The organism is Pseudomonas sp. MWU12-2020 (assembly GCF_023100605.1).
Taxonomy (GTDB): Bacteria; Pseudomonadota; Gammaproteobacteria; order Pseudomonadales; family Pseudomonadaceae; genus Aquipseudomonas; species Aquipseudomonas fluorescens_H.
This window is the reverse complement of the sequence record NZ_JALMEX010000005.1, coordinates 268495-288813: the sequence shown is the minus strand read 5'-3', so window position 1 is coordinate 288813 and position 20319 is coordinate 268495. Positions and strand designations below refer to the sequence as shown.

20 protein-coding genes are annotated in these 20319 nt (G+C 63.4%); 17 read left to right on the top strand and 3 right to left on the bottom strand.

Translation table 11 applies throughout. From position 1 onward, the window contains the following. Nucleotides 1–88: 88 nt before the first annotated feature. From M0814_RS14215 to M0814_RS14140, 16 genes are all read left to right on the top strand, one after another. Nucleotides 89–823 (top strand): glycosyltransferase family 2 protein, encoded by a 735-nt coding sequence (locus tag M0814_RS14215; protein WP_103485573.1) that lies wholly within the window; start codon nucleotides 89–91, stop codon nucleotides 821–823. Next, nucleotides 820–1767 (top strand): glycosyl transferase, encoded by a 948-nt coding sequence (locus M0814_RS14210; RefSeq protein WP_103485574.1) that lies wholly within the window; start codon nucleotides 820–822, stop codon nucleotides 1765–1767. Before M0814_RS14215 ends, M0814_RS14210 begins: the two co-directional genes overlap by 4 nt. Next, on the top strand, nucleotides 1748–3298 hold the full coding sequence (locus M0814_RS14205; RefSeq protein WP_103485575.1) for an aromatic amino acid ammonia-lyase: 1551 nt from the start codon (nucleotides 1748–1750) through the stop codon (nucleotides 3296–3298). The genes M0814_RS14210 and M0814_RS14205 overlap by 20 nt, the downstream gene beginning before the upstream one ends. After that, entirely contained in the window at nucleotides 3291–3716 is a 426-nt protein-coding gene (locus M0814_RS14200; RefSeq protein WP_027611337.1) for an acyl-CoA thioesterase, read from the top strand. Before M0814_RS14205 ends, M0814_RS14200 begins: the two co-directional genes overlap by 8 nt. After that, nucleotides 3713–4315, top strand: a complete 603-nt coding sequence (locus tag M0814_RS14195; RefSeq protein WP_103485576.1) for an outer membrane lipoprotein carrier protein LolA — start codon at nucleotides 3713–3715, stop codon at nucleotides 4313–4315. The genes M0814_RS14200 and M0814_RS14195 overlap by 4 nt, the downstream gene beginning before the upstream one ends. Next, a complete protein-coding gene (locus M0814_RS14190; protein ID WP_103485577.1) occupies nucleotides 4299–6638 on the top strand; it encodes an MMPL family transporter in 2340 nt (779 codons plus the stop codon). Before M0814_RS14195 ends, M0814_RS14190 begins: the two co-directional genes overlap by 17 nt. Next, complete coding sequence (locus M0814_RS14185; protein WP_177434719.1) at nucleotides 6638–7798, top strand: sodium:proton antiporter; 1161 nt, start codon at nucleotides 6638–6640, stop codon at nucleotides 7796–7798. The genes M0814_RS14190 and M0814_RS14185 overlap by 1 nt, the downstream gene beginning before the upstream one ends. Continuing rightward, a complete protein-coding gene (locus tag M0814_RS14180) occupies nucleotides 7785–9032 on the top strand; it encodes an NAD(P)/FAD-dependent oxidoreductase (protein ID WP_103485579.1) in 1248 nt (415 codons plus the stop codon). Before M0814_RS14185 ends, M0814_RS14180 begins: the two co-directional genes overlap by 14 nt. After that, on the top strand, nucleotides 9029–9754 hold the full coding sequence (locus M0814_RS14175) for a class I SAM-dependent methyltransferase (RefSeq protein ID WP_103485580.1): 726 nt from the start codon (nucleotides 9029–9031) through the stop codon (nucleotides 9752–9754). The genes M0814_RS14180 and M0814_RS14175 overlap by 4 nt, the downstream gene beginning before the upstream one ends. After that, nucleotides 9754–10344: a hypothetical protein gene (locus M0814_RS14170; RefSeq protein ID WP_177434714.1), complete on the top strand. Its 591-nt coding sequence runs from the start codon at nucleotides 9754–9756 to the stop codon at nucleotides 10342–10344. The genes M0814_RS14175 and M0814_RS14170 overlap by 1 nt, the downstream gene beginning before the upstream one ends. Further along, entirely contained in the window at nucleotides 10341–11537 is a 1197-nt protein-coding gene (locus tag M0814_RS14165) for a beta-ketoacyl-[acyl-carrier-protein] synthase family protein (RefSeq protein WP_103485582.1), read from the top strand. The genes M0814_RS14170 and M0814_RS14165 overlap by 4 nt, the downstream gene beginning before the upstream one ends. Continuing rightward, a complete protein-coding gene (locus tag M0814_RS14160; RefSeq protein ID WP_103485583.1) occupies nucleotides 11534–11998 on the top strand; it encodes a hotdog family protein in 465 nt (154 codons plus the stop codon). The genes M0814_RS14165 and M0814_RS14160 overlap by 4 nt, the downstream gene beginning before the upstream one ends. Continuing rightward, a complete protein-coding gene (gene fabG / locus M0814_RS14155; RefSeq protein WP_003220919.1) occupies nucleotides 11991–12719 on the top strand; it encodes a 3-oxoacyl-ACP reductase FabG in 729 nt (242 codons plus the stop codon). The genes M0814_RS14160 and fabG overlap by 8 nt, the downstream gene beginning before the upstream one ends. Then, a complete protein-coding gene (locus M0814_RS14150; protein WP_103485584.1) occupies nucleotides 12719–13945 on the top strand; it encodes a beta-ketoacyl-ACP synthase in 1227 nt (408 codons plus the stop codon). Before fabG ends, M0814_RS14150 begins: the two co-directional genes overlap by 1 nt. Before the next feature lie 29 nt (nucleotides 13946–13974). Next, entirely contained in the window at nucleotides 13975–14418 is a 444-nt protein-coding gene (locus M0814_RS14145; protein ID WP_103485585.1) for an excinuclease, read from the top strand. Between the two features lie 149 nt (nucleotides 14419–14567). Further along, nucleotides 14568–15005, top strand: a complete 438-nt coding sequence (locus M0814_RS14140; RefSeq protein ID WP_003220915.1) for a hypothetical protein — start codon at nucleotides 14568–14570, stop codon at nucleotides 15003–15005. Nucleotides 15006–15108: 103 nt separating this feature from the next. On the opposite strand, the gene M0814_RS14135 is transcribed toward M0814_RS14140, so the two are convergent. Continuing rightward, nucleotides 15109–16011, bottom strand: coding sequence for a LysR family transcriptional regulator (locus M0814_RS14135; RefSeq protein ID WP_103485586.1), 903 nt, complete (start codon nucleotides 16009–16011; stop codon nucleotides 15109–15111). Nucleotides 16012–16129: 118 nt separating this feature from the next. Between M0814_RS14135 and M0814_RS14130 the strand changes: the two genes are divergently transcribed. Continuing rightward, complete coding sequence (locus tag M0814_RS14130) at nucleotides 16130–17404, top strand: MFS transporter (protein ID WP_103485587.1); 1275 nt, start codon at nucleotides 16130–16132, stop codon at nucleotides 17402–17404. 177 nt (nucleotides 17405–17581) lie between these two features. Here the strand turns inward: M0814_RS14130 and hemE are convergent, their stop codons facing one another. Both hemE and M0814_RS14120 read right to left on the bottom strand, forming a co-directional pair. Continuing rightward, entirely contained in the window at nucleotides 17582–18649 is a 1068-nt protein-coding gene (gene hemE / locus M0814_RS14125; RefSeq protein ID WP_103485588.1) for a uroporphyrinogen decarboxylase, read from the bottom strand. A gap of 242 nt (nucleotides 18650–18891) precedes the next feature. Further along, nucleotides 18892–20310 (bottom strand): FAD-dependent oxidoreductase, encoded by a 1419-nt coding sequence (locus M0814_RS14120; RefSeq protein WP_003220910.1) that lies wholly within the window; start codon nucleotides 20308–20310, stop codon nucleotides 18892–18894. Nucleotides 20311–20319: the final 9 nt, after the last annotated feature.

The window sequence follows — 20319 nt, the reverse complement described above, 5'->3', positions numbered from 1 at the left end:
GCCCCAAACTCGGTTCACGAAAAACTGCGAGCGAGTGCTGCGTACTCGAGCGGGAGCAAGCTCCCTCGCCACAGTGGGGATGTGGTCAATGCATAACCCTTGCGCCGTGATTCCGGTCTACAACCATGAAACCGCGATCGGCACCGTGGTCGACGCCCTGCTCGCCCAAGGCCTGCCGTGCATTCTGGCGGATGACGCCAGCACCCCGTCCTGCGCGCGAGTGCTGGATGCGCTGGCCGAACGCGACCACGTGCATCTGGTGCGCCTGACCCTCAATCAGGGCAAGGGCGGCGCGGTGATGACCGGTCTGCGCGAAGCGGCGCGGCTGGGCTTCACCCATGCCCTGCAGGTTGATGCCGATGGCCAGCACGACCTGCACGACGTCGCCCGTTTCGTCGAGGAATCCCGCGCCCACCCGGACGCGATGATCTGCGGTTATCCGCTGTTTGACGAGAGCGTGCCCAAGGGCCGTTTGTACGCGCGTTATCTGACCCACGTGATGGTCTGGATCAACACGCTGTCGCTGCAGATTCGCGATTCGATGTGCGGCTTTCGCGTCTATCCGCTGGCCCCGACGCTGGCGCTGATCGACTCGGCGCGGGTCGGCAAGCGTATGGATTTCGACTCCGACATCCTCGTGCGCCTGTCGTGGCGCAACCAGCCGATGCGCTGGCTGCAGACCAGCGTGCATTACCCGCTGGACGGCGTCTCACACTTCCGCCTGTTCCATGACAACGCGCTGATTTCCAGCATGCACACCCGGTTGTTCTTCGGCATGCTGCTGCGCCTGCCGGTCATCCTCTGGCGCCGGTGGCGAGCATGAGCATCGAGACCGACAAGAAGCACTGGGCCGACCGCGAAGAGCGCGGCAGCTTCCTGCTGATGAAATTCACCGCGTTCGCCGCCAAAGTGCTTGGCCGGCGCCTGCTCAGTCCGCTGCTGTACGGCATCGTCCTGTACTTCTTCCTGTTCGGCCGCACCGCGCGCAACAGTGCCTGGCAATACCAGCAACGGCTGGCTGACTGGAGCAACCGCGCCGAATTGCGCCCGAGTTACTGGCGGGTGTTCCGCCAGTTCATGGCGTTCGCCGATTCGCTGCTCGACAAGCTCGACGTGTGGAACGGCAAGATCCGTATCGAGCAGATCGAAATCATCGACCCGGCACTGCTGCGCAATCAGTTGCGCGGCAGTCGCGGGCAACTGCTGGTCGGCGCGCATCTGGGTAACCTCGAAGTGTGCCGGGCGCTGGCGGAGATCGGCGAAAAGGTCACCATGAACGTGTTGGTGCACACCAAGCACGCCGAGCAGTTCAACCGCTTGCTGGGCGAGGCCGGGGCGACCAATCTGCGCCTGATTCAGGTCAGCGAACTGGACCCGGTGATCATGCTGCAACTGCACGAACGCCTGGAGCGCGGCGAATGGCTGGCGATTGCCGGCGACCGCGTGCCGTTGCACGGCGGGCGCAGCGTCAGCGTGGACTTTCTCGGCCACCCCGCAGCGTTTCCGCAAGGCCCGTGGCTGCTCGCCGGCTTGCTCAAATGCCCGGTCAATCTGCTGATGTGCCTGAAACAAGCGGACGGCCACTATCGCCTGACCCTCGAACCGTTCGCCGACAGCGTGACGTGGACGCGCCGCGAGCGCGAGCAGGTCATTCATCAGTGGGCCACCCGCTACGCGCAGCGCCTGAGTCACTATTGCCTCGAAGCCCCGCACCAATGGTTCAACTTTTACCCTTTCTGGAAGACCGATGACGACGCCAACCCATGAGCCGGTAACCTTCGGCGAACGCCCTTTGCGCATCGAAGACGTGCTGGCCCTGGCCAACCGTCAGGCGCCCGTGCAGTTGCAGAGCGACACCGCCTACCGCGAGCGCATCGCCAAAGGCGCGCGGTTTCTCGATTCGCTGCTGGACAAGGAAGGCGTGATCTACGGCGTGACCACCGGTTACGGTGATTCCTGCGTGGTCGCGGTGCCGCTGCATCACGTCGAGGCACTGCCGCGTCATCTCTACACCTTCCACGGCTGCGGCCTCGGCAAACTGCTCGACCCGCAAGCCACCCGCGCGGTGCTGGCGGCGCGGTTGCAGTCGCTGTGTCACGGCGTGTCCGGGGTGCGCATCGAACTGCTGGAGCGCCTGCACGCCTTCCTTGAACACGACATCCTGCCGCTGATCCCCGAAGAAGGTTCGGTCGGTGCCAGCGGCGATCTGACGCCGCTGTCCTACGTCGCCGCCACCCTGTCCGGCGAGCGCGACGTGCTGTTCCGTGGCGAACGCCGGCAAGCGGCCGACGTGCATCGCGAACTGGGCTGGACGCCATTGGTGCTGCGTCCGAAAGAAGCGCTGGCCTTGATGAACGGCACGGCGGTGATGACCGGCCTCGCCTGCCTCGCCTTCGCCCGCGCCGACTATCTGCTGCAACTGGCCACGCGCATCACCGCGCTCAACGTGGTCGCGCTGCAAGGCAATCCGGAACACTTCGACGAGCGTCTGTTCGCCGCCAAGCCGCATCCGGGGCAGATGCAGGTTGCCGCATGGCTGCGCAAGGATCTGGCGATCGACGCGCCGACCGCGCCGCTGCATCGCCTGCAGGATCGCTACTCGCTGCGCTGCGCCCCGCACGTGCTCGGGGTGCTGGCCGACAGCCTGAACTGGCTGCGTGCGTTCATCGAGACCGAACTCAACAGCGCCAACGACAACCCGATCATCGACGCCGAAGCCGAGCGCGTGCTGCACGGCGGGCACTTCTACGGCGGGCACATCGCGTTCGCCATGGACAGCCTGAAAAATCTGGTGGCCAACGTTGCCGACCTGCTCGACCGTCAGCTCGCGTTGCTGGTCGACGAGCGCTACAACCACGGTTTGCCGAGCAATCTGTCCGGCGCCCCGGCGGATCGCGCCATGATCAATCACGGTTTCAAGGCCGTGCAGATCGGCACCAGTGCCTGGACCGCTGAAGCCCTGAAAAACACCATGCCGGCCAGCGTGTTCTCACGCTCCACCGAGTGCCATAACCAGGACAAGGTGAGCATGGGCACCATCGCCGCCCGCGACGCGATCCGCGTGCTGGAACTGACCGAACAGGTCGCCGCCGCCACGTTGCTCGCGGCCAATCAGGGCGTCTGGTTGCGCGGTCGCGATGCAGGCGCAGGCGCACGCGCGCTGCCACCTTCGCTGGCCGCCATGCACGAAGAGCTGGCCAAGGACTTCCCGCCGGTCATCGAAGACCGCGCGCTGGAAGGCGAACTGCGCCTGTGCCTGCAACGCATCGCCGAACAACACTGGAGGCTGCATGCGTAGCGCCGGAGTGCTGCACGCCGACACGGAAATCCTCGTGCCGTTCTTTGACGTCGACACCATGCACGTGGTCTGGCACGGGCATTACGTGAAGTACCTGGAAGTGGCGCGCTGCGCGCTGCTCGACCAGATCGGCCACAACTACACGCAGATGTCCGAGTCCGGCTACGCGTGGCCGATCATCGACCTGCAACTGCGTTATGTACGTGGCGCGGTGTTCGGTCAGCGCTTGAACGTACGCGCCAGTCTGGTGGAGTGGGAGAACCGCTTGAAGATCAACTATCTGATCACCGACCTGCAGACCGGCGAACGCCTGACCCGTGCCAGCTCGGTGCAGGTGGCGGTCGAGATCAGCAGTCGCGAGATGCAACTGGCCTCACCCAAAGTGTTCACCGATGCGGTGGAAAGGATGCTGCGATGAACCTGTTCTGCAAATGCCTTGGCGCGATGGCGCTGCTCGCCGTGTCGACGCTGGCCAACGCCTTCGACCTGCTGCAGCTCAGCGAGCAACTGGCGAAACCGGAGGTGATCCACGGCCAGTTCATTCAGGAAAAACACCTGCGCGCGCTGCCTCAGCCATTGATCAGCAAGGGCAACTTCGTCCTGGCGAAAAATCACGGCCTGCTCTGGCTGCTCAAGACCCCGTTGCAACAGGATTACCGCATCACCGCCAACGGCATCGCGCGACGCGATGGCAATGCTTGGCAACTGCTGCCGAACAAGAGCGCCGGGGCCGAGCAGAACCGCTTGTTCCTCGCCGTGCTGCAAGGTGACAGCAGCGGCCTGCAACGGGATTTCGAGCTGGCCCTGAGCGGCGACGCACAGCAGTGGAAACTCACCCTGACCCCGCGCTCGGTGCTGCTCAAGCAAGTGTTCAAGCAGATCAATATCGACGGCGGTGAGCTGGTGCAGACCATCGAACTGCTGGAAACCCAGGGCGACAGCACCGTGCTGCGCATGAAAGACAGCAGTGCCGGTCAACCGTTGAGCGACACGGAGCAACATGACTTTGCCGAGTGAACGCAGGCTGCCGTGGCTGTTCCTGATCCTGCTGCTGGCGGTCGTCGCGCTGGCCGGGTGGCAGTGGCGCGGCGATGCGCCGCTGTCGGCCAACCTCATGGAGCTGGTGCCCGGGACCAACCCTGACGCCCTCGAACTGCGCGCCGAACAGCGTATGCAGGAACCGCTCAATCGGGAAATGCTGGTGTTGGTCGGTCACACTGATCGCCAGCAAGCGGTGGCCATGGCGCAAACCCTCGGCGAGCAATGGCAGGCCAGCGGTCTGTTCGAAAAGGTTCAGTGGAACCTGCAGGCGGATCTGCCAGCGCTGCGCACGCAGTTGCTGCAAGGACGGCTGGCGATGCTCTCGGCGGATGACCGGCAACTGCTGACCGAGCATCCCGATGCGTTCATTCAGCAACGGGTGCAGGCACTGTTCGACCCGTTCAACGGTTTCACCCTGGTGCCGAGCCAGGACGACTGGCTCGGCCTCACCGGGCGCATCCAGAACAGCCAGCCGAAGCACGGCGCGGTGCAACTGGACATCGGCAGCGGCGCACTGGTCGCCGATGCCGATGGCAAGAGCTGGGTGCTGCTGCGCGCGCGCACCACCGGCAATGCCTTCGACATGAACCTGCCGCTGAAAGTCGCCGATCTGCTGCAGCACAGTCGCGAGCAGGCGGCGAAATCCGACGTGCAACTGTTGGCCGCCAGTGGTCTGCTGTACGCCGCCAACGGTCAGCAACAAGCCACCCGCGAAATGACCTGGGTCGGCGGCGGCGCCACCCTCGGTATTCTGCTGTTGCTGCTGTTGGTGTTTCGCCGCTGGCGGGTGTTGCTGGCGTTCGTGCCGGTGCTGGTGGGCATGCTGTTCGGCGCGGTGGCTTGCGTGGCGCTGTTCGGCCACATGCATGTGATGACGCTGGTGCTTGGTTCCAGCCTGATCGGCGTGGCGGTGGATTACCCGCTGCACTATCTGTCGAAAAGCTGGAGCCTCAAGCCGTGGCGCAGCTGGCCGGCGCTGCGCCTGACACTCTCCGGGCTTACGCTGAGCCTGATCACCAGCGCCATCGGTTATCTGGCGCTGGCCTGGACGCCCTTCCCGGCGCTGACGCAAATCGCGGTGTTCTCCGCCGCCGGTTTGCTCGGTGCGTATCTGTCGGCAGTGTGCCTGCTGCCGGCCCTGCTGAAAAATGTTGAACTGGTTCCGGCGCAATGGCCGCTGCGTCTGGCCGAGCGTCTGGTGCAACTGCGCGAAACTCTGCTCGAACACGTGCGCACCCCGGTGCTGCTGGCGCTGTTGGTCGCGTTCTGCGTTGGCGGCCTGGTGCAGCTGCAAAGCAAGAACGACATCCGCCAGTGGGTCGGTGCGCCACAACGCCTGACCGATGAAGCGCAGACCATCGCACGCATCACCGGCTATCAGCCGACCAGCCAGTTCTTCCTCGTGCGCGCCGCCAATCAGCAGCAACTGCTGGAGCGTCAGGCCGCACTGAGCGAGCGCCTGCAGCAACTGGTCAACCTCGACAAACTGCAAGGCTATCTGGCCCTCGATCAACTGCTCAGTCCGCCGAGCCAGCAACAGCAGGTTCGCGAAGCGCTGAGCAAACTTCCGCAATACTGGCAGCCATTACTGGATCTCGGCGTACCGCTCGCGGCGTTGCAAACCGAACTGCAGCAGTTGCAGAGTCTGCCCGCCGAGGACATCGACGCGGCACTCGCCGGGCCGCTGGGCGAGCCTTACCGCACGCTGTGGCTCGGGCCGACCGCTGACGGCGTGGCGGCGATGACCAGCCTGCAAGGCCTGAACAATCCGTCACTGCTGCGGGTGCAGGCCCTGGACTTGCCGGGCGTGATGCTGGTGGATCGTCTCGGCGAATTGAACAACGTGTTCGCCGCGACCCAGATCAGCGCCGCCGAACTGAAACTCGCCTCCTGTGTGTTGATCGTGCTGGTGCTGATCGTGCCGTTCGGTTTCGGTGGCGCCTTGCGCATCGTCGCCCTGCCGCTGCTGGCAGCGCTGTGCAGCCTTGCCAGCCTCGGTTGGCTCGGTCAGCCGCTGACCCTGTTCAGTCTGTTCGGCCTGCTGCTGGTGACGGCGATCAGCGTCGATTACGCGATCCTCATGCGTGAGCAGGTCGGCGGTGCGGCTGTCAGCCTGCTGGGCACTTTGCTGGCGGCGCTGACGACCTGGTTGTCGTTCGGTCTGCTGGCGGTGTCGAGCACGCCGGCGGTGAGCAACTTCGGCCTGGCGGTGAGCCTGGGGCTGGCGTTCAGTTTCATTCTGGCGCCGTGGGCCGGACGTCACGTCCACAGCGCCAGCGTCGCGGAGCCGACAGCGTGATGGTCGTCGGTTTCTGGCTGCTGGCCCTGGCGCTGTTCGCTGTGGTGACCCGTATCGGTCGGCATTTCGGCCTGATCCCGATCGTCAGCCAGTTGCTGCTGGCCAGCTTCGGGTTGCCGCTGCTGATGTACTTCTGCATCGAACCGGGCTGGCAACTCAGCGGTGCCGAACTGATTGCGCCGGGGTGGCTGAAAGACCTCTACAGCCTGAGTTTCGCGCTGTTGCTCGGGCACATTCTCAGTGATGTGATCGACCTGCGACTGGACCGCCAGAGCGTGAAAATCGCCGTGCCGAGTTTTGCCGTGCCGTTCGCCTGCGGTCTGGCCGCCGCCTGCTGGCTGCTGCCGGCGCAACCGTGGCTGAACTCGCTGGCGATCGGTCTGGTGTTTGCAATTACCGCGATACCGGTGCTGTACCTGTACCTGCGCCACATCGATTACCCGCCCGCCGCCACCCGGCGTCTGGTGCAGACCGCAATCCTCATCGATCTGACCTGCTGGACGCTGTTCGGCCTCGCTCAGGGCAGTCTGCATCTGAGCAGCCTGTTGCTGCCGCTGGGTCTGGCCTGCGTGCCGCTGCTGTTGAATCTGTTGCGCGTGCGTCGCCCGCTGACCTACAGCCTCGGCTTCTTTGCGCTGCTGGTGCTGGCCGAGCACTACAAACTCAACGCGCTGATTTTCGGCATCGGTTATCTGCTGTGCATGGCCTTGCTGAAGGTGCCGTTGGTGCTGCCATTGCCGGCGCGGTGGATGAGCCGTTTGCAGACGTGGATCGCGATCCCGCTGATCCTCACCTTCGGCATCGTGCAGATCGACGTGCACAGCGCCCTCGCCAGCCTCGGCGCGGTGCAATGGGCGGCGCTGCTGCTGTTGCCGATTGCCAGTAAACTGCTCGGCAACTGGCTCGGCCTGGGCTGGGCCGGTGCGTCGTTCGAAGGCGCCAGCCGCTGGCGCGAAAGCGTGCTGCTGAACATTCGCGGGCTGAGTGAAATCGTCTTTCTCAACCTGCTGCTGCAACAACAGCTCATCAGCCCGGCGCTGTACTTCGCGCTGATGCTGATGGGCCTGATCGCGACGCTGTTGCCGGCCCTGATCGGCCTGCATCGCGCGCCCCTGAATCTGCAACACCCATTGCCCCGGAGCTCACGTGCCAATCGTTGAAATGGAATCCCGTCAGGTCGTGATTATCGGTGCCGGACCGTCCGGCGCCATCGCCGCCGCGCTGCTCAAGCGCAAGGGCCACGATGTGCTGGTGATCGAGCGCCAGCACTTTCCGCGTTTTTCCATCGGCGAGAGCCTGCTCAGCCATTGCCTGGATTTCGTCGAAGAGGCCGGCATGCTCGACGCCGTCAACGCTGCCGGGTTCCAGCGCAAGACCGGTGCCGCCTTCGCCTGGGGCGAGCGCTACAGTGCCTTCGACTTCAGCGACACCTTCACCGCAGGCAAGCCAACCACATTCCAGGTGCAACGTGCCGACTTCGACAAGCTGTTGGCCGATCAGGCTGAATTGCAGGGTGCCGAAATCCGCTATGGCGATGCCATCGTCCGCGTCGATTTCGACCGGGCCCGACCGCAGCTCGACGTGCTGCGCGAGAACGGCAGCGAGTACCGCGTCGAAGCGGATTTTGTGTTGGACGCCAGCGGTTACGGGCGCGTGCTGTCGCGTTTGCTCGATCTGGAAGCACCCTCGAATTTCCCGGTGCGCCAAGCGGTGTTCACTCACGTTGAAGATCACATCGACAACCCGGCCTTCGACCGCGAGAAAATCCTCGTCACCACCCATCCCGAGCACCGCGACATCTGGTTCTGGACGATCCCGTTCAGCAACGGGCGCTGTTCGGTGGGCGTGGTCGCTGCCGCCGAACACTTCCAGGGGCGCGACAGCGATCTGGATGCCTGCCTGCGCGGCTTCATCGCCGAAACCCCGAGCCTCGCCGGTGTATTGAACAACGCGGTGTGGGACACCCCGGCGCGCACCCTCGGCGGTTATGCGGCGAATGTGAAAACCCTGCACGGCCCGGGCTTCGCCCTGCTCGGCAATGCAGCGGAATTTCTCGACCCGGTGTTCTCTTCCGGCGTAACCATCGCCATGCGTTCGGCGAGCATGGCCGCCGCCGTCCTGCACCGGCAGTTGCAGGGCGAAATCGTCGACTGGCAGCGCGAGTTCGCCGAACCGCTCAAGCGCGGGGTCGACACCTTCCGCTGCTACGTCGAGGGCTGGTACGCCGGCACCTTTCAGGACGTGATCTTTTACCAAGACAGTCAGGCGGAGATTCGCCGGATGATCTGCTCGATCCTCGCCGGTTACGCCTGGGATGAACGCAACCCGTTCGTCAGCGAAGCACGCCGCCGGTTGAAGATGATTTCCGAACTCTGTGCAAAGGACGCCCCATGAATTACTTGAGCGACAGCTACGTCGAGGAAACCCGCTTCGGTTTCTGGTTCCTGCGCAGTCACACCTGGCAGCACCACGTGCTGCGCGTGGCGATCAACGATTTGCGCGGATTGTTCAGCGAGTCGCTGCCGGCCCATCCGGTGCTGCTGGATGCTGGCTGCGGTCAGGGCAAATCGTTCCGCCATCTGCGCCAGACCTTCGCCCCACAGCGTCTGATCGGCATCGACGCCGATCCGCACAGCCTGCAACTGAGCGCCGAAGAAGCGGCGCGGCAGGGCTTCGACGTGGAGCTGATCGGTAGCGATTGCGCGACGCTCAACGTCGCCGATGCCAGTGTCGACCTGCTGTTCTGCCACCAGACCTTTCATCATCTGGTCGAACAGGAAAAAGCCCTCGCCGAGTTCTACCGCGTACTGAAGCCGGGCGGTTATCTGCTGTTCGCCGAGTCCACCGAGGCTTACATTGATACTTGGGTGATCCGCTGGCTGTTCCGCCATCCGATGCATGTGCAGAAGAGCGCGGCGCAGTACCTCGAGATGATTCGCCAACAGGGTTTCGAGTTTGGCGAGCGCAATGTCTCGTACCCGTATTTGTGGTGGAGCCGTTCGAAGGACTTTGGCTTGCTGGAGCGGTTCGGATTGCGCCGGCCGAAGCCGTTTGGCGAGCGTGAGGAAACCTTGGTGAATGTCGTCGCCCGAAAACCACTGGCAGAGGCTTCCTGATGCAACACTTAACCTGTGGGAGCGGGCTTGCTCGCGAAAGCGGTGGGTCAGTTGGCATTGATGTCGGATGTGCCGACGCCTTCGCGAGCAAGCCCGCTCCCACAGGGTTTGTGGTGTGGCTGGTATTGTTGCTAACGGCCCTGCTAAGTGGATGCGCCAGCCAGGCCCCGCTGCCCGCGAGCAACCCGACGCTGCCGTTACCGCTGCAATTGCACATCGAACGTAATCAGGCCGATCAACGTCAGGACTGGCTATTGGTGATCCAGCGCGAAGGCCCCGGCATCCGCTGGTCGATGATGGACCCGCTGGGCATCCCCCAGGCGCGTCAGCAACTGATCGACGGTCGCTGGCAGGCCGACGGGCTGCTGCCGCCCAATCCGGAAGCCCGGGAGCTTTTTGCCGCGTTGCTGTTCGCCCTGACCCCCTCCGGCGAACTGGCGCGCAATTACCCCGCCGCGCAGCAGCAGGGCGAGCAACGCACGCTGGCGCCGCGCTGGGCGATCCGTTATGCACAACCGTTGAGCTTCGAATTGAATCTGCCCCAAGGCCCGCACTATCGGGTTTCTCCCCTCGGTGAACCGACACCATGACTGCCTACCTCAATGCCCTCGGCGTGATCTGCGCACTGGGCCGCGACAAGCACCAGGTCGCGCACAACCTGTTTGTCGGTGACTGCTCGGGCATGCGCCACGAGTCAGGCTGGGTGGCCGGACGTGAGTTGCCGGTGGCGGCGGTACACGCAGAGCTGGCAGCGATTCCGGCCGAACTGGCCGACCAGAGCAGCCGCAACAATCAACTGCTGCTGGAAGCCGCGCTGCAGATTCGCGAGGACATCGACCGGGCGATCCAGACCTATGGTCGCGCGCGCATCGGCGTGGTGCTCGGCACCAGCACCTCGGGGATCGACGAGGCCAGCCGCGGTCTGGCGCACTATCTTCACGAGCAGCAGTTCCCGGCCGAGTACGACTATCGGCAACAGGAACTCGGCGCCCCGGCGAATTTTCTCGCCGACTGGCTGCAACTCAGCGGCCCGGCCTATGTGATTTCCACCGCCTGCACGTCCAGTGCGCGGGCGTTGATGAGCGCGCAGCGCCTGCTCGATCTGGGCCTGTGCGACGCGGTGCTGTGCGGCGGGGTCGACAGCCTGTGCAAACTCACGCTCAACGGTTTCAGCGCGCTGGAAGCGGTGTCCGACGAGCGCTGCAATCCGTTCTCGGCCAACCGCAATGGCATCAACATCGGCGAAGCGGCGGTGCTGTTCCTGATGAGCAAGCAGCGCAGCGACGGCCCGGCCATTGCCCTGCTCGGCAGCGGCGCCAGCTCCGACGCGCATCATATTTCCGCGCCGGAACCGAGCGGTCGCGGCGCCCTGCAAGCGATGCAGAAAGCCTTGAGCCGCGCACAGCTGCAAGCGACGCAAATCAGCTACCTGAACCTGCATGGCACGGCGACCCAGCACAACGATGCGATGGAAAGTCTGGCCGTCGCCACGCTGTTCCCCGACGGCGTGGCTTGCTCGTCGACCAAGCCGATGACCGGCCACACCCTCGGTGCGGCCGGCGCCCTCGAAGCGGCGTTCTGCTGGCTGAGCCTGAGCGCCGACAACCCGCAGCAAGCCTTGCCGCCACACGTCTGGGATGCCCAGCCCGACCCCGACTTGCCGGCGCTGAAGTGGGTGACCGCGAGCGAGCGCCTGTCGTCCATTGCACCCCGCTACCTGATGAGCAACTCGTTTGCCTTCGGCGGCAACAACGTCAGCCTGATTATCGGAGACGCCCCATGAACGACTGGCCGCTCGCCGAACTGCTGCCCCACGCTGGCGACATGATTCTGATCGACCGCATCCTCAGCTTCGACGAGGAGCAGATCCACACCCGCCTCACGGTCAAGCCCGACGGCTTGTTCAACCTGCCCGACGGCAGCCTGCCGGCGTGGGTCGGCATCGAGTTGATGGCGCAGAGCGTCGCCGCGTTCGCCGGTTGTCATGCTCGCTTGAAGGGCAAACCGGTCGAGCTGGGCTTCCTCCTCGGCACCCGCAAGTTCGAGTGCAACGTCGAGGCGTTTCCGGCCGGCAGCGAACTGACCATCCACGGCATCCGTTCGCTGGAAGACGACAACGGCATGGGTGTTTTCGAATGCCACATCAATGCCCCCGGCATCGAGGCCAGCGCCCGCCTGAACGTGTTCCGCCCGCCGCAGCCCAGCCAATACCTTGAACAAAACAGAGAGTCGAACGATGACTGAATCCGTACTGGTCACCGGCTCCAGCCGTGGCATCGGCCGCGCCATTGCCTTGCGTCTGGCGCAGGCCGGGCACGACATCGTCCTGCATTGCCGCAGCGGCGTGGCTGAAGCCCAAGCGGTGAAAGCCGAAGTCGAAGCGTTGGGCCGCAACGCGCGCATCCTGCAATTCGACGTCGCCGACCGCGAAACCTGCAAGACCATTCTCGAAGCCGATGTCGAAACCCACGGCGCCTATTACGGCGTGGTGCTCAACGCCGGCCTGACCCGTGATGGCGCTTTTCCGGCGCTGAGCGACGACGATTGGGACGTGGTGCTGCGCACCAACCTCGATGGTTTCTACAACGTCCTGCACCCGGTGATGATGCCGATGATCCGTCGTCGCGCCGCCGGTCGGATCGTCTGCATCACCTCGGTGTCGGGATTGATCGGCAACCGGGGCCAGGTCAACTACAGCGCCTCCAAGGCCGGGGTGATCGGTGCGGCGAAAGCGTTGGCGATCGAACTGGGCAAGCGCAAAATCACCGTTAACTGCGTCGCGCCGGGCCTGATCGACACGGCGATGCTCGACGAAAACGTGCCGGTGGAAGAGCTGATGAAAATGATCCCCGCACAACGCATGGGCACCCCGCAAGAGGTGGCCGCTGCGGTTAATTTCCTGATGTCGGCGGAAGCCTCGTACATCACCCGCCAGGTCCTGGCGGTCAACGGAGGCTTGTGCTGATGAAGCGCGTCGTCGTCACCGGCATGGCCGGCATCACCTCGCTGGGCAGCGACTGGCAGACCATCGCCGGCAACTTCGCGGCCAACCGCAGCGGCATCCGCCGCATGGACGAGTGGGACCGCTTCAGCGAACTCAACACCCGTCTGGCCGGGCCGATCGATGATTTTGTCGTACCGCCGCACTGGACCCGCAAGCAACTGCGCAGCATGGGCCGTGTGTCACGGCTGGCGGTGGGCGCGGCGGAACAGGCGCTGGCCGACGCCGGCCTGCTCGGCGACGAATCGATCAAGGACGGGCGCATGGGTGTGGCCTGCGGTTCGTCCACCGGCAGCACCGACGAGATCAAGGCCTTCGGCAACATGCTGCTGAACTCGGTGGCCGAAGGCCTTAACGCCAACTCCTACGTGCGGATGATGCCGCACACCACCGCGGCCAACATCAGCATCTTCTTCGGCCTCACAGGGCGGCTGATCCCGACGTCCAGCGCTTGCACAAGCGGCAGCCAGGGGATCGGCTACGCCTATGAAGCGATCAAGTTCGGGCGGCTGCCACTGATGCTCGCCGGCGGTGCCGAAGAGCTGTGCCCGACTGAAGCCATGGTCTTCGACGCGCTGTACGCCACCAGCCTGAAAAACGATGCGCCACAGACCAGCCCACGTCCTTACGACAAGGGCCGCGACGGTCTGGTGATCGGCGAAGGTGGCGGCATGCTGGTGCTCGAAGAACTGGAGCATGCCCTCGCCCGGGGTGCGCGGATCCACGCGGAGATCGTCGGTTTCGGCAGCAACGCCGACGGCCAGCACACCACCCGCCCCGAGCAGATCACCATGCGCCGGGCAATGGAACTGGCGCTGGAAGACGCCGGACTGACGCCGGATGCCATCGGTTACGTCAACGGTCACGGTACTGCTACTGAACAGGGCGACATTGCCGAAACACTGGCGACCAGCAGTCTGTTCGGCGAACACATGCCGATCAGCTCGCAGAAGAGTTTCCTCGGCCACACGCTGGGGGCCTGCGGCGCGCTGGAGTCGTGGTTCAGCATCGAAATGCTCAATCGCGACCTGTACGTGCACACGCTCAACCTCGATGAGGTCGACCCGCACTGCGGCAAGCTCGATTACCTGCGCGGCGAATTCCGCTCGATGCACCACGAATACGTGATGAACAACAATTTCGCTTTTGGTGGCGTCAACACCTCGTTGATTTTCCGTCGCTGGCCTTAACCGAATCAATCCAGGTCAAGGAGACCTCCATGCGTTTCAACAAACTCGCCATCACCGCCCTGCTGCTTTGCGCCCTGCCGGCAGTCAGCCAGGCCCGGGATACACAGGTCATGCTGCCGTTCGACAAAGCGGTTGCCGAAGCCACCCGCAGCGGCAAGATCGACGGCAGCGTAAAGTTCTACCTGGCCGGCACCACCCCGCCCGGTAAAGTCACCGTTCTGAGCAGCGGCGCCGTGACCAACAAAAAGACCAACGCCTTCAACAAGACCGATCAGGAAGCCTGCGAATGGGTCGTGCAATCGGCCATCATCAGCCTGCACCAGGCCGCCAAAAGCGCCGGCGCCAACGCCGTGACCAACATCGTCAGCTTCTACAAGAGCAACGAGCACAAAGACGCGAAGAACTACGAATGCCACGCCGGCGCGATCATGGCCGGTGTTGCGTTGAAGGGGGATCTGGCGACGGTTCAGTAATTGCCAGAAACGACAAAGGGCGCCTTTCGGCGCCCTCTTCATTTTCAGCATCTACACTCGCTCTGGCAGGTTGCCGCGTCATGCCTGCCGGAACGGCGAGTCCATCGTTCGAACACTCGCGGTTCTCTTTCACCGTCAAGGAGATGACCATGCAAGTGAAAGCCCTGATCGCCGCCACGCTCCTCGGGCTATTGCCCAGCGCCAGCCACGCCACCAATCTGATGTACATGCCGTTCGAAACCGTGCTCTCGGATGCGATTCGCGCCGGGCGGCTGGATGGCAGTGTGAAGTTCTACCTGATCGGCAACGGGCCGCAGGGCACCCAGCAGTTGTTGCGCCGGGATGTGGTCAGCGATTTACGCACCAACGGCTTCAACAAGAGCGATCACGATTCCTGCGAGTGGGTGCTGCAGTCGAACCTGATCAAGTTGCAGGCCGATGCCAAGCGGGTCGGGGCGAATGCGGTGGTCAATATCGTCAGTTATTACGACCAGCATGTGCGCAAGGATTTGAATACCTATGAGTGCCGGGCCGGGGTGTTTGTGACGCGGGTGGCGTTGAAGGGGGATTTGGTGCGGTTGCCCTGAGAAATGTGTTGTTTGGGCGGGCGTCTTCGCGAGCAAGCCCGCTCCCACAGGGGAACGTATTCCAGGGTGGGAGCGGGCTTGCTCGCGAAGAGGCCGGCAGGCATCACACTGATGAAGGCTCAACCTTGCGCGTCAGGAGTTCGACAAACGCCTTGGCCATCGGCGATTTCTGATCCTTGCGCTGCACCAGCCACACCGCCGACACCGCCTCCGGATCGAGCAATGGCCGGTAGACCACGCCGTCGATGCGCATCCGCTGATACGACGCCGGCAACACCGAAACCCCCAGCCCCGCTGCAACCAGACCAATGATGGTCATCGCCTCCCCGGCCTCTTGGGCGAAGTGCGGGCTGAACCCGGCATCACGGGCCAGACTGAGCAGTTGCGCATACAGCCCGCTGCCGTAGCTGCGCGGAAAGAACACGAACGGCTCCAGCGCCAGCGCCGAGAGGAACAGCCCTTCCTCGCTGCCCTGCGCCAGCGGATGTTTGGAACCGAGCACCGCCACCAGCGGCTCACGCATCAGCTCCACCACATTCAGCGAATCCGGCAGACCCAGTGGACGCATGATCCCGACCTCGATCGACTCATCCACCAGCCCTTCGGCGACTTGCGTGCTGCTCATCTCCCGCAGGTTCAGATGCACCGCCGGGAAACGCTGGCGAAAGGCAAAAATTGCCTGGGGAATGGTCGAGTTGAACGGCGCCGAAGAGGTGAAGCCAATCTTCAATTCGCCGAGTTCACCGAGTTGCGCACGCCGGGCAACGTCCGCCGCTTTGTCGACCTGCGCCAGCACCAGCCGCGCCTCCTCCAGAAACAATCGGCCGGCCTCGCTCAGCTCGACCCGACGATTGGTGCGTTCGAACAACCGCGCGCCGACCTCTTGCTCCAGCGCCTGAATCTGCTGACTCAGCGGCGGCTGGGAGATCCCCAGCACCTGTGCGGCGCGGCCGAAATGCAGTTCTTCGGCGACGGCGATGAAGTAGCGCAGATGACGCAATTCCATGGAAACCCCATTAGGTCGTTAAAGCTATCAAACAGGTCGAACAATATATTGGATAGAAACATTAGCCAGCTATATGATTTTTTCATTGCCTGCCTGGCCGTGCCCTCCGAGGTCTGAAGTGAAAACAGTTGTCGCCCCCCTGGCCCATGAAGTCCCGCCTGCCGCAGCCGACGATGTGATCGCCGAGTTGCAGGAGATCTACATCGAAAAAGGCACGCCGATGTTCATGCGCACGGTGCTGGCTCTGTTCAGCGGCGGCTTCGCGACCTTCGCCCTGTTGTACTGCGTGCAGCCGATGATGCCGCTGCTGTCCCACGAGTATTCGATCAATGCCGCGCAGAGCAGCCTGATTCTGTCGGTGGCGACCGGCATGCTGGCCTTCGGTCTGCTGATCACCGGACCGATTTCCGATCGGATCGGGCGTAAACCGGTGATGGTCGCAGCGCTATTCGCCGCCGCGCTGTGCACCATCGCCAGCTCGATGATGCCGAGCTGGCACGGCGTGCTGATCATGCGCGCGTTGATCGGGCTGTCGCTGAGCGGTCTGGCGGCCGTGGCGATGACTTACCTGAGCGAGGAAATCCACCCGCAGCACATCGGCCTGGCGATGGGCCTGTACATCGGCGGCAACGCGATTGGCGGGATGAGCGGGCGATTGATCACCGGGGTGCTGATCGACTTTGTCAGCTGGCACACCGCAATGCTGGCGATCGGCGGTCTGGCGCTGATTGCGGCGGCAGTGTTCTGGAAAATCCTTCCGGAGTCGCGCAACTTCCGCTCGCGCTCGCTGCACCCGCGCAGCCTGCTCGACGGCTTCACCATGCACTTTCGCGATGCCGGTCTGCCGCTGCTGTTTCTTGAAGCCTTCGTGCTGATGGGGGCGTTCGTCACCCTGTTCAACTACATCGGCTATCGCCTGCTCGCCGCGCCGTACAACCTCGATCAGGTGTTCGTCGGCTTGCTGTCGGTGGTCTACCTGTCGGGCATCTACAGTTCGGCGAAGATCGGTTCGCTGGCGGACAAACTGGGGCGGCGCAAGGTGCTGTGGGCGACCATTGCCCTGATGTTCGCCGGCCTCGCGCTGACAATGTTCACCCCGCTGCTGCTGGTGATCGTCGGCATGCTGATCTTCACCTTCGGCTTCTTCGGCGCGCACTCGGTGGCGAGCAGCTGGATCGGCCGGCGGGCGCTGAAGGCCAAGGGCCAGGCGTCGTCGTTGTACCTGTTCAGTTATTACGCAGGCTCCAGCATTGCCGGGACGGCGGGTGGGGTGTTCTGGCATCTTGGCGGCTGGAATGGCATCGGCCTGTTTATTGGCTCCCTGTTGATGATCGCGCTATTGGTGGCGTTGAAACTGGCGAAGTTGCCGCCACTGCAGGGCGTCAAAGCCTGACACAGGACCCATGTGGGAGCGAGCCTGCTCGCGAAGGCGTTTTGTCAGTTGATGCAAAGTTTGCTGATCCACCGCTTTCGCGAGCAGGCTCGCTCCCACAGTGGAATCTGTGTCGGACATTGAATCGTGCAAACAAAAACGCCCGGCATAAGCCGGGCGTTTTCTATTGCGCGTCGATCACTCGTGATACTGCGCCGACAACTCATGCACCGCGCGCAGGAACGCGCCCGCATGCTCCGGATCGACCTCAGGGGTGATGCCGTGGCCGAGGTTGAACACGTGGCCGCTGCCCTTGCCGTAGCTGGCCAGAATGCGCCCGACTTCGGTGCGGATCGCTTCCGGTTTGGCGTAGAGCACGGTCGGGTCCATGTTGCCTTGCAGGGCTACCTTGTCGCCAACGCGGGCGCGGGCGTTGCCGATGTCGCAGGTCCAGTCCAGACCCAATGCGTCGGCGCCGGCCTCGGCGATGCTTTCCAGCCACAGGCCGCCGTTCTTGGTGAAGAGGATCACCGGCACCTTGCGACCGTCGTGCTCGCGAATCAGGCCGCTGACGATTTTCTTCATGTAGGCCAGGGAGAATTCCTGGTACGCCGCGGCCGACAGGTTGCCGCCCCAGGTATCGAAGATCTGCACCGCTTGCGCGCCGGCCATGATCTGGCCGTTGAGATACGAGGTCACCGACTGCGCCAGCTTGTCCAGCAGCAGGTGCATGGCTTGCGGGTTGTCGTAGAGCATCGCCTTGGTCTTGCGGAAGTCTTTCGACGAGCCGCCTTCAACCATGTAGGTCGCCAGGGTCCACGGGCTGCCGGAGAAACCGATCAGCGGCACACGGCCATTCAGCTCGCGGCGAATGGTGCTGACCGCGTCCATCACATAGCCGAGATCCTTGTGTGGATCAGGGATCGGCAACGCTTCGATGTCCGCCAGGGTGCTGACGACTTTCTTGAAGCGCGGACCTTCACCGGTCTCGAAGTACAGGCCCTGGCCCATGGCATCGGGGATGGTGAGGATGTCGGAAAACAGGATCGCCGCGTCCAGTTGCGGATAGCGGTCGAGCGGTTGCAACGTGACTTCGCAAGCGAATTCCGGATTCATGCACAGGCTCATGAAATCACCGGCCTGGGCACGGCTGGCGCGGTATTCAGGCAGGTAGCGGCCGGCCTGGCGCATCATCCACACCGGGGTGACGTCTACAGGTTGCTTGAGCAGGGCGCGGAGGAAACGGTCGTTCTTCAGGGCAGTCATGTCGGCATCCGGAAAAAAAGTGCGGGCATTTTCTCAGAGCGCGACGCAAAAGGCACGGATGCAGGTCAGCCTTTTGTCTATCGGGTCAATTTATTGCGCTGTATTGAGCGCACAGAAACCAATGTGGGAGCGGGCTTGCCCGCGAAAGCGGTGTGTCAGGCAACAAATCTGTCGACTGACCCTCCCTCTTCGCGAGCAAGCCCGCTCCCACATTTTTGAGCGCATTTCAGGCTGAAATGTAATCAGACGCCCAGGTAATCAAGGATCCCTTCGGCGGCATTGCGGCCTTCGAAGATCGCCGTTACCACCAGGTCGGAACCGCGCACCATGTCGCCACCGGCGAAGATTTTCGGGTTGCTGGTCTGGTGCTTGTACTGACCCTGCTCAGGCGCGACGACACGGCCCTGGCTGTCGGTCTGGATTTCGAACTGTTCGAACCACGGTGCCGGGCTTGGACGGAAACCGAACGCGATGACCACGGCGTCGGCCGGGATGATCTCTTCGGAGCCCGGGATCGGCTCGGGGCTGCGGCGGCCACGGGCGTCCGGTTCGCCGAGACGGGTCTCGACCACCTTCACGCCTTCGACCTTGTCTTCACCGACGATCGCGATTGGCTGGCGGTTGTAGAGGAATTTCACGCCTTCTTCCTTGGCGTTCTTCACCTCTTTGCGCGAGCCGGGCATGTTCGCTTCGTCACGACGATAGGCGCAGGTCACCGACTTGGCGCCCTGACGGATCGAGGTGCGGTTGCAGTCCATCGCCGTGTCGCCACCACCGAGTACCACGACCTTCTTGCCTTTCATGTCGACGAAATCTTCCGGCGACTTTTCAAAGCCCAGGTTGCGGTTGACGTTGGCAATCAGGAAGTCCAGCGCGTCGTAGACGCCCGGCAGGTCCTCACCGGCAAAACCGCCCTTCATGTAGGTGTAGGTGCCCATGCCCATGAACACCGCATCGTATTCGGCGAGCAGTTGCTCCATGGTCACGTCCTTGCCGACCTCGGTGTTGAGGCGGAACTCGATGCCCATGCCGGTGAAGACTTCGCGACGATTGCTCAGCACGCTCTTCTCAAGCTTGAACTCGGGAATGCCGAAGGTCAGCAGACCGCCGATTTCCGGGTTCTTGTCGAACACCACCGGGGTCACACCGCCACGCACCAGCACGTCGGCACAACCCAGCCCCGCCGGGCCGGCACCGATGATCGCGACACGCTTGCCGGTCGGTTTGACCTTGGACATGTCCGGGCGCCAGCCCATGGCGAACGCGGTGTCGGTGATGTACTTCTCGACCGAACCGATGGTCACCGCGCCGAAACCGTCGTTGAGGGTGCAGGCACCCTCGCACAGCCGATCCTGCGGGCACACCCGGCCGCAGACTTCCGGCAGGGTGTTGGTCTGGTGCGACAGCTCGGCGGCCTGGAGGATGTTGCCCTCGGCCACCAGCTTCAGCCAGTTGGGAATGAAGTTGTGCACCGGGCACTTCCATTCGCAATACGGGTTGCCGCAACCCAGGCAGCGGTGGGCCTGGTCGGCCGACTGCTGGGGTTTGAACGGTTCGTAGATCTCGACGAACTCTTTCTTGCGTTGACGCAACAGTTTCTTCTTCGGATCCTTGCGCCCGACATCGATGAACTGGAAGTCGTTATTCAGACGTTCAGCCATTGTTAAAAC

Bases quoted from the DNA above. Each gene is read 5' to 3' on its own strand.
- M0814_RS14175 (WP_103485580.1), top strand. From the start codon at position 9,029: ATGAATTACTTGAGCGACAGCTACGTCGAGGAAACCCGCTTCGGTTTC.
- M0814_RS14145 (WP_103485585.1), top strand. From the start codon at position 13,975: ATGCGTTTCAACAAACTCGCCATCACCGCCCTGCTGCTTTGCGCCCTG.
- M0814_RS14140 (WP_003220915.1), top strand. From the start codon at position 14,568: ATGCAAGTGAAAGCCCTGATCGCCGCCACGCTCCTCGGGCTATTGCCC.
- M0814_RS14215 (WP_103485573.1), top strand. From the start codon at position 89: ATGCATAACCCTTGCGCCGTGATTCCGGTCTACAACCATGAAACCGCG.
- M0814_RS14170 (WP_177434714.1), top strand. From the start codon at position 9,754: ATGCAACACTTAACCTGTGGGAGCGGGCTTGCTCGCGAAAGCGGTGGG.
- M0814_RS14210 (WP_103485574.1), top strand. From the start codon at position 820: ATGAGCATCGAGACCGACAAGAAGCACTGGGCCGACCGCGAAGAGCGC.
- hemE (WP_103485588.1), bottom strand. From the start codon at position 18,649: ATGACTGCCCTGAAGAACGACCGTTTCCTCCGCGCCCTGCTCAAGCAA.
- M0814_RS14160 (WP_103485583.1), top strand. From the start codon at position 11,534: ATGAACGACTGGCCGCTCGCCGAACTGCTGCCCCACGCTGGCGACATG.
- M0814_RS14195 (WP_103485576.1), top strand. From the start codon at position 3,713: ATGAACCTGTTCTGCAAATGCCTTGGCGCGATGGCGCTGCTCGCCGTG.
- M0814_RS14190 (WP_103485577.1), top strand. From the start codon at position 4,299: ATGACTTTGCCGAGTGAACGCAGGCTGCCGTGGCTGTTCCTGATCCTG.
- fabG (WP_003220919.1), top strand. From the start codon at position 11,991: ATGACTGAATCCGTACTGGTCACCGGCTCCAGCCGTGGCATCGGCCGC.
- M0814_RS14205 (WP_103485575.1), top strand. From the start codon at position 1,748: ATGACGACGCCAACCCATGAGCCGGTAACCTTCGGCGAACGCCCTTTG.
- M0814_RS14200 (WP_027611337.1), top strand. From the start codon at position 3,291: ATGCGTAGCGCCGGAGTGCTGCACGCCGACACGGAAATCCTCGTGCCG.
- M0814_RS14165 (WP_103485582.1), top strand. From the start codon at position 10,341: ATGACTGCCTACCTCAATGCCCTCGGCGTGATCTGCGCACTGGGCCGC.
- M0814_RS14135 (WP_103485586.1), bottom strand. From the start codon at position 16,011: ATGGAATTGCGTCATCTGCGCTACTTCATCGCCGTCGCCGAAGAACTG.
- M0814_RS14185 (WP_177434719.1), top strand. From the start codon at position 6,638: ATGGTCGTCGGTTTCTGGCTGCTGGCCCTGGCGCTGTTCGCTGTGGTG.
- M0814_RS14120 (WP_003220910.1), bottom strand. From the start codon at position 20,310: ATGGCTGAACGTCTGAATAACGACTTCCAGTTCATCGATGTCGGGCGC.
- M0814_RS14150 (WP_103485584.1), top strand. From the start codon at position 12,719: ATGAAGCGCGTCGTCGTCACCGGCATGGCCGGCATCACCTCGCTGGGC.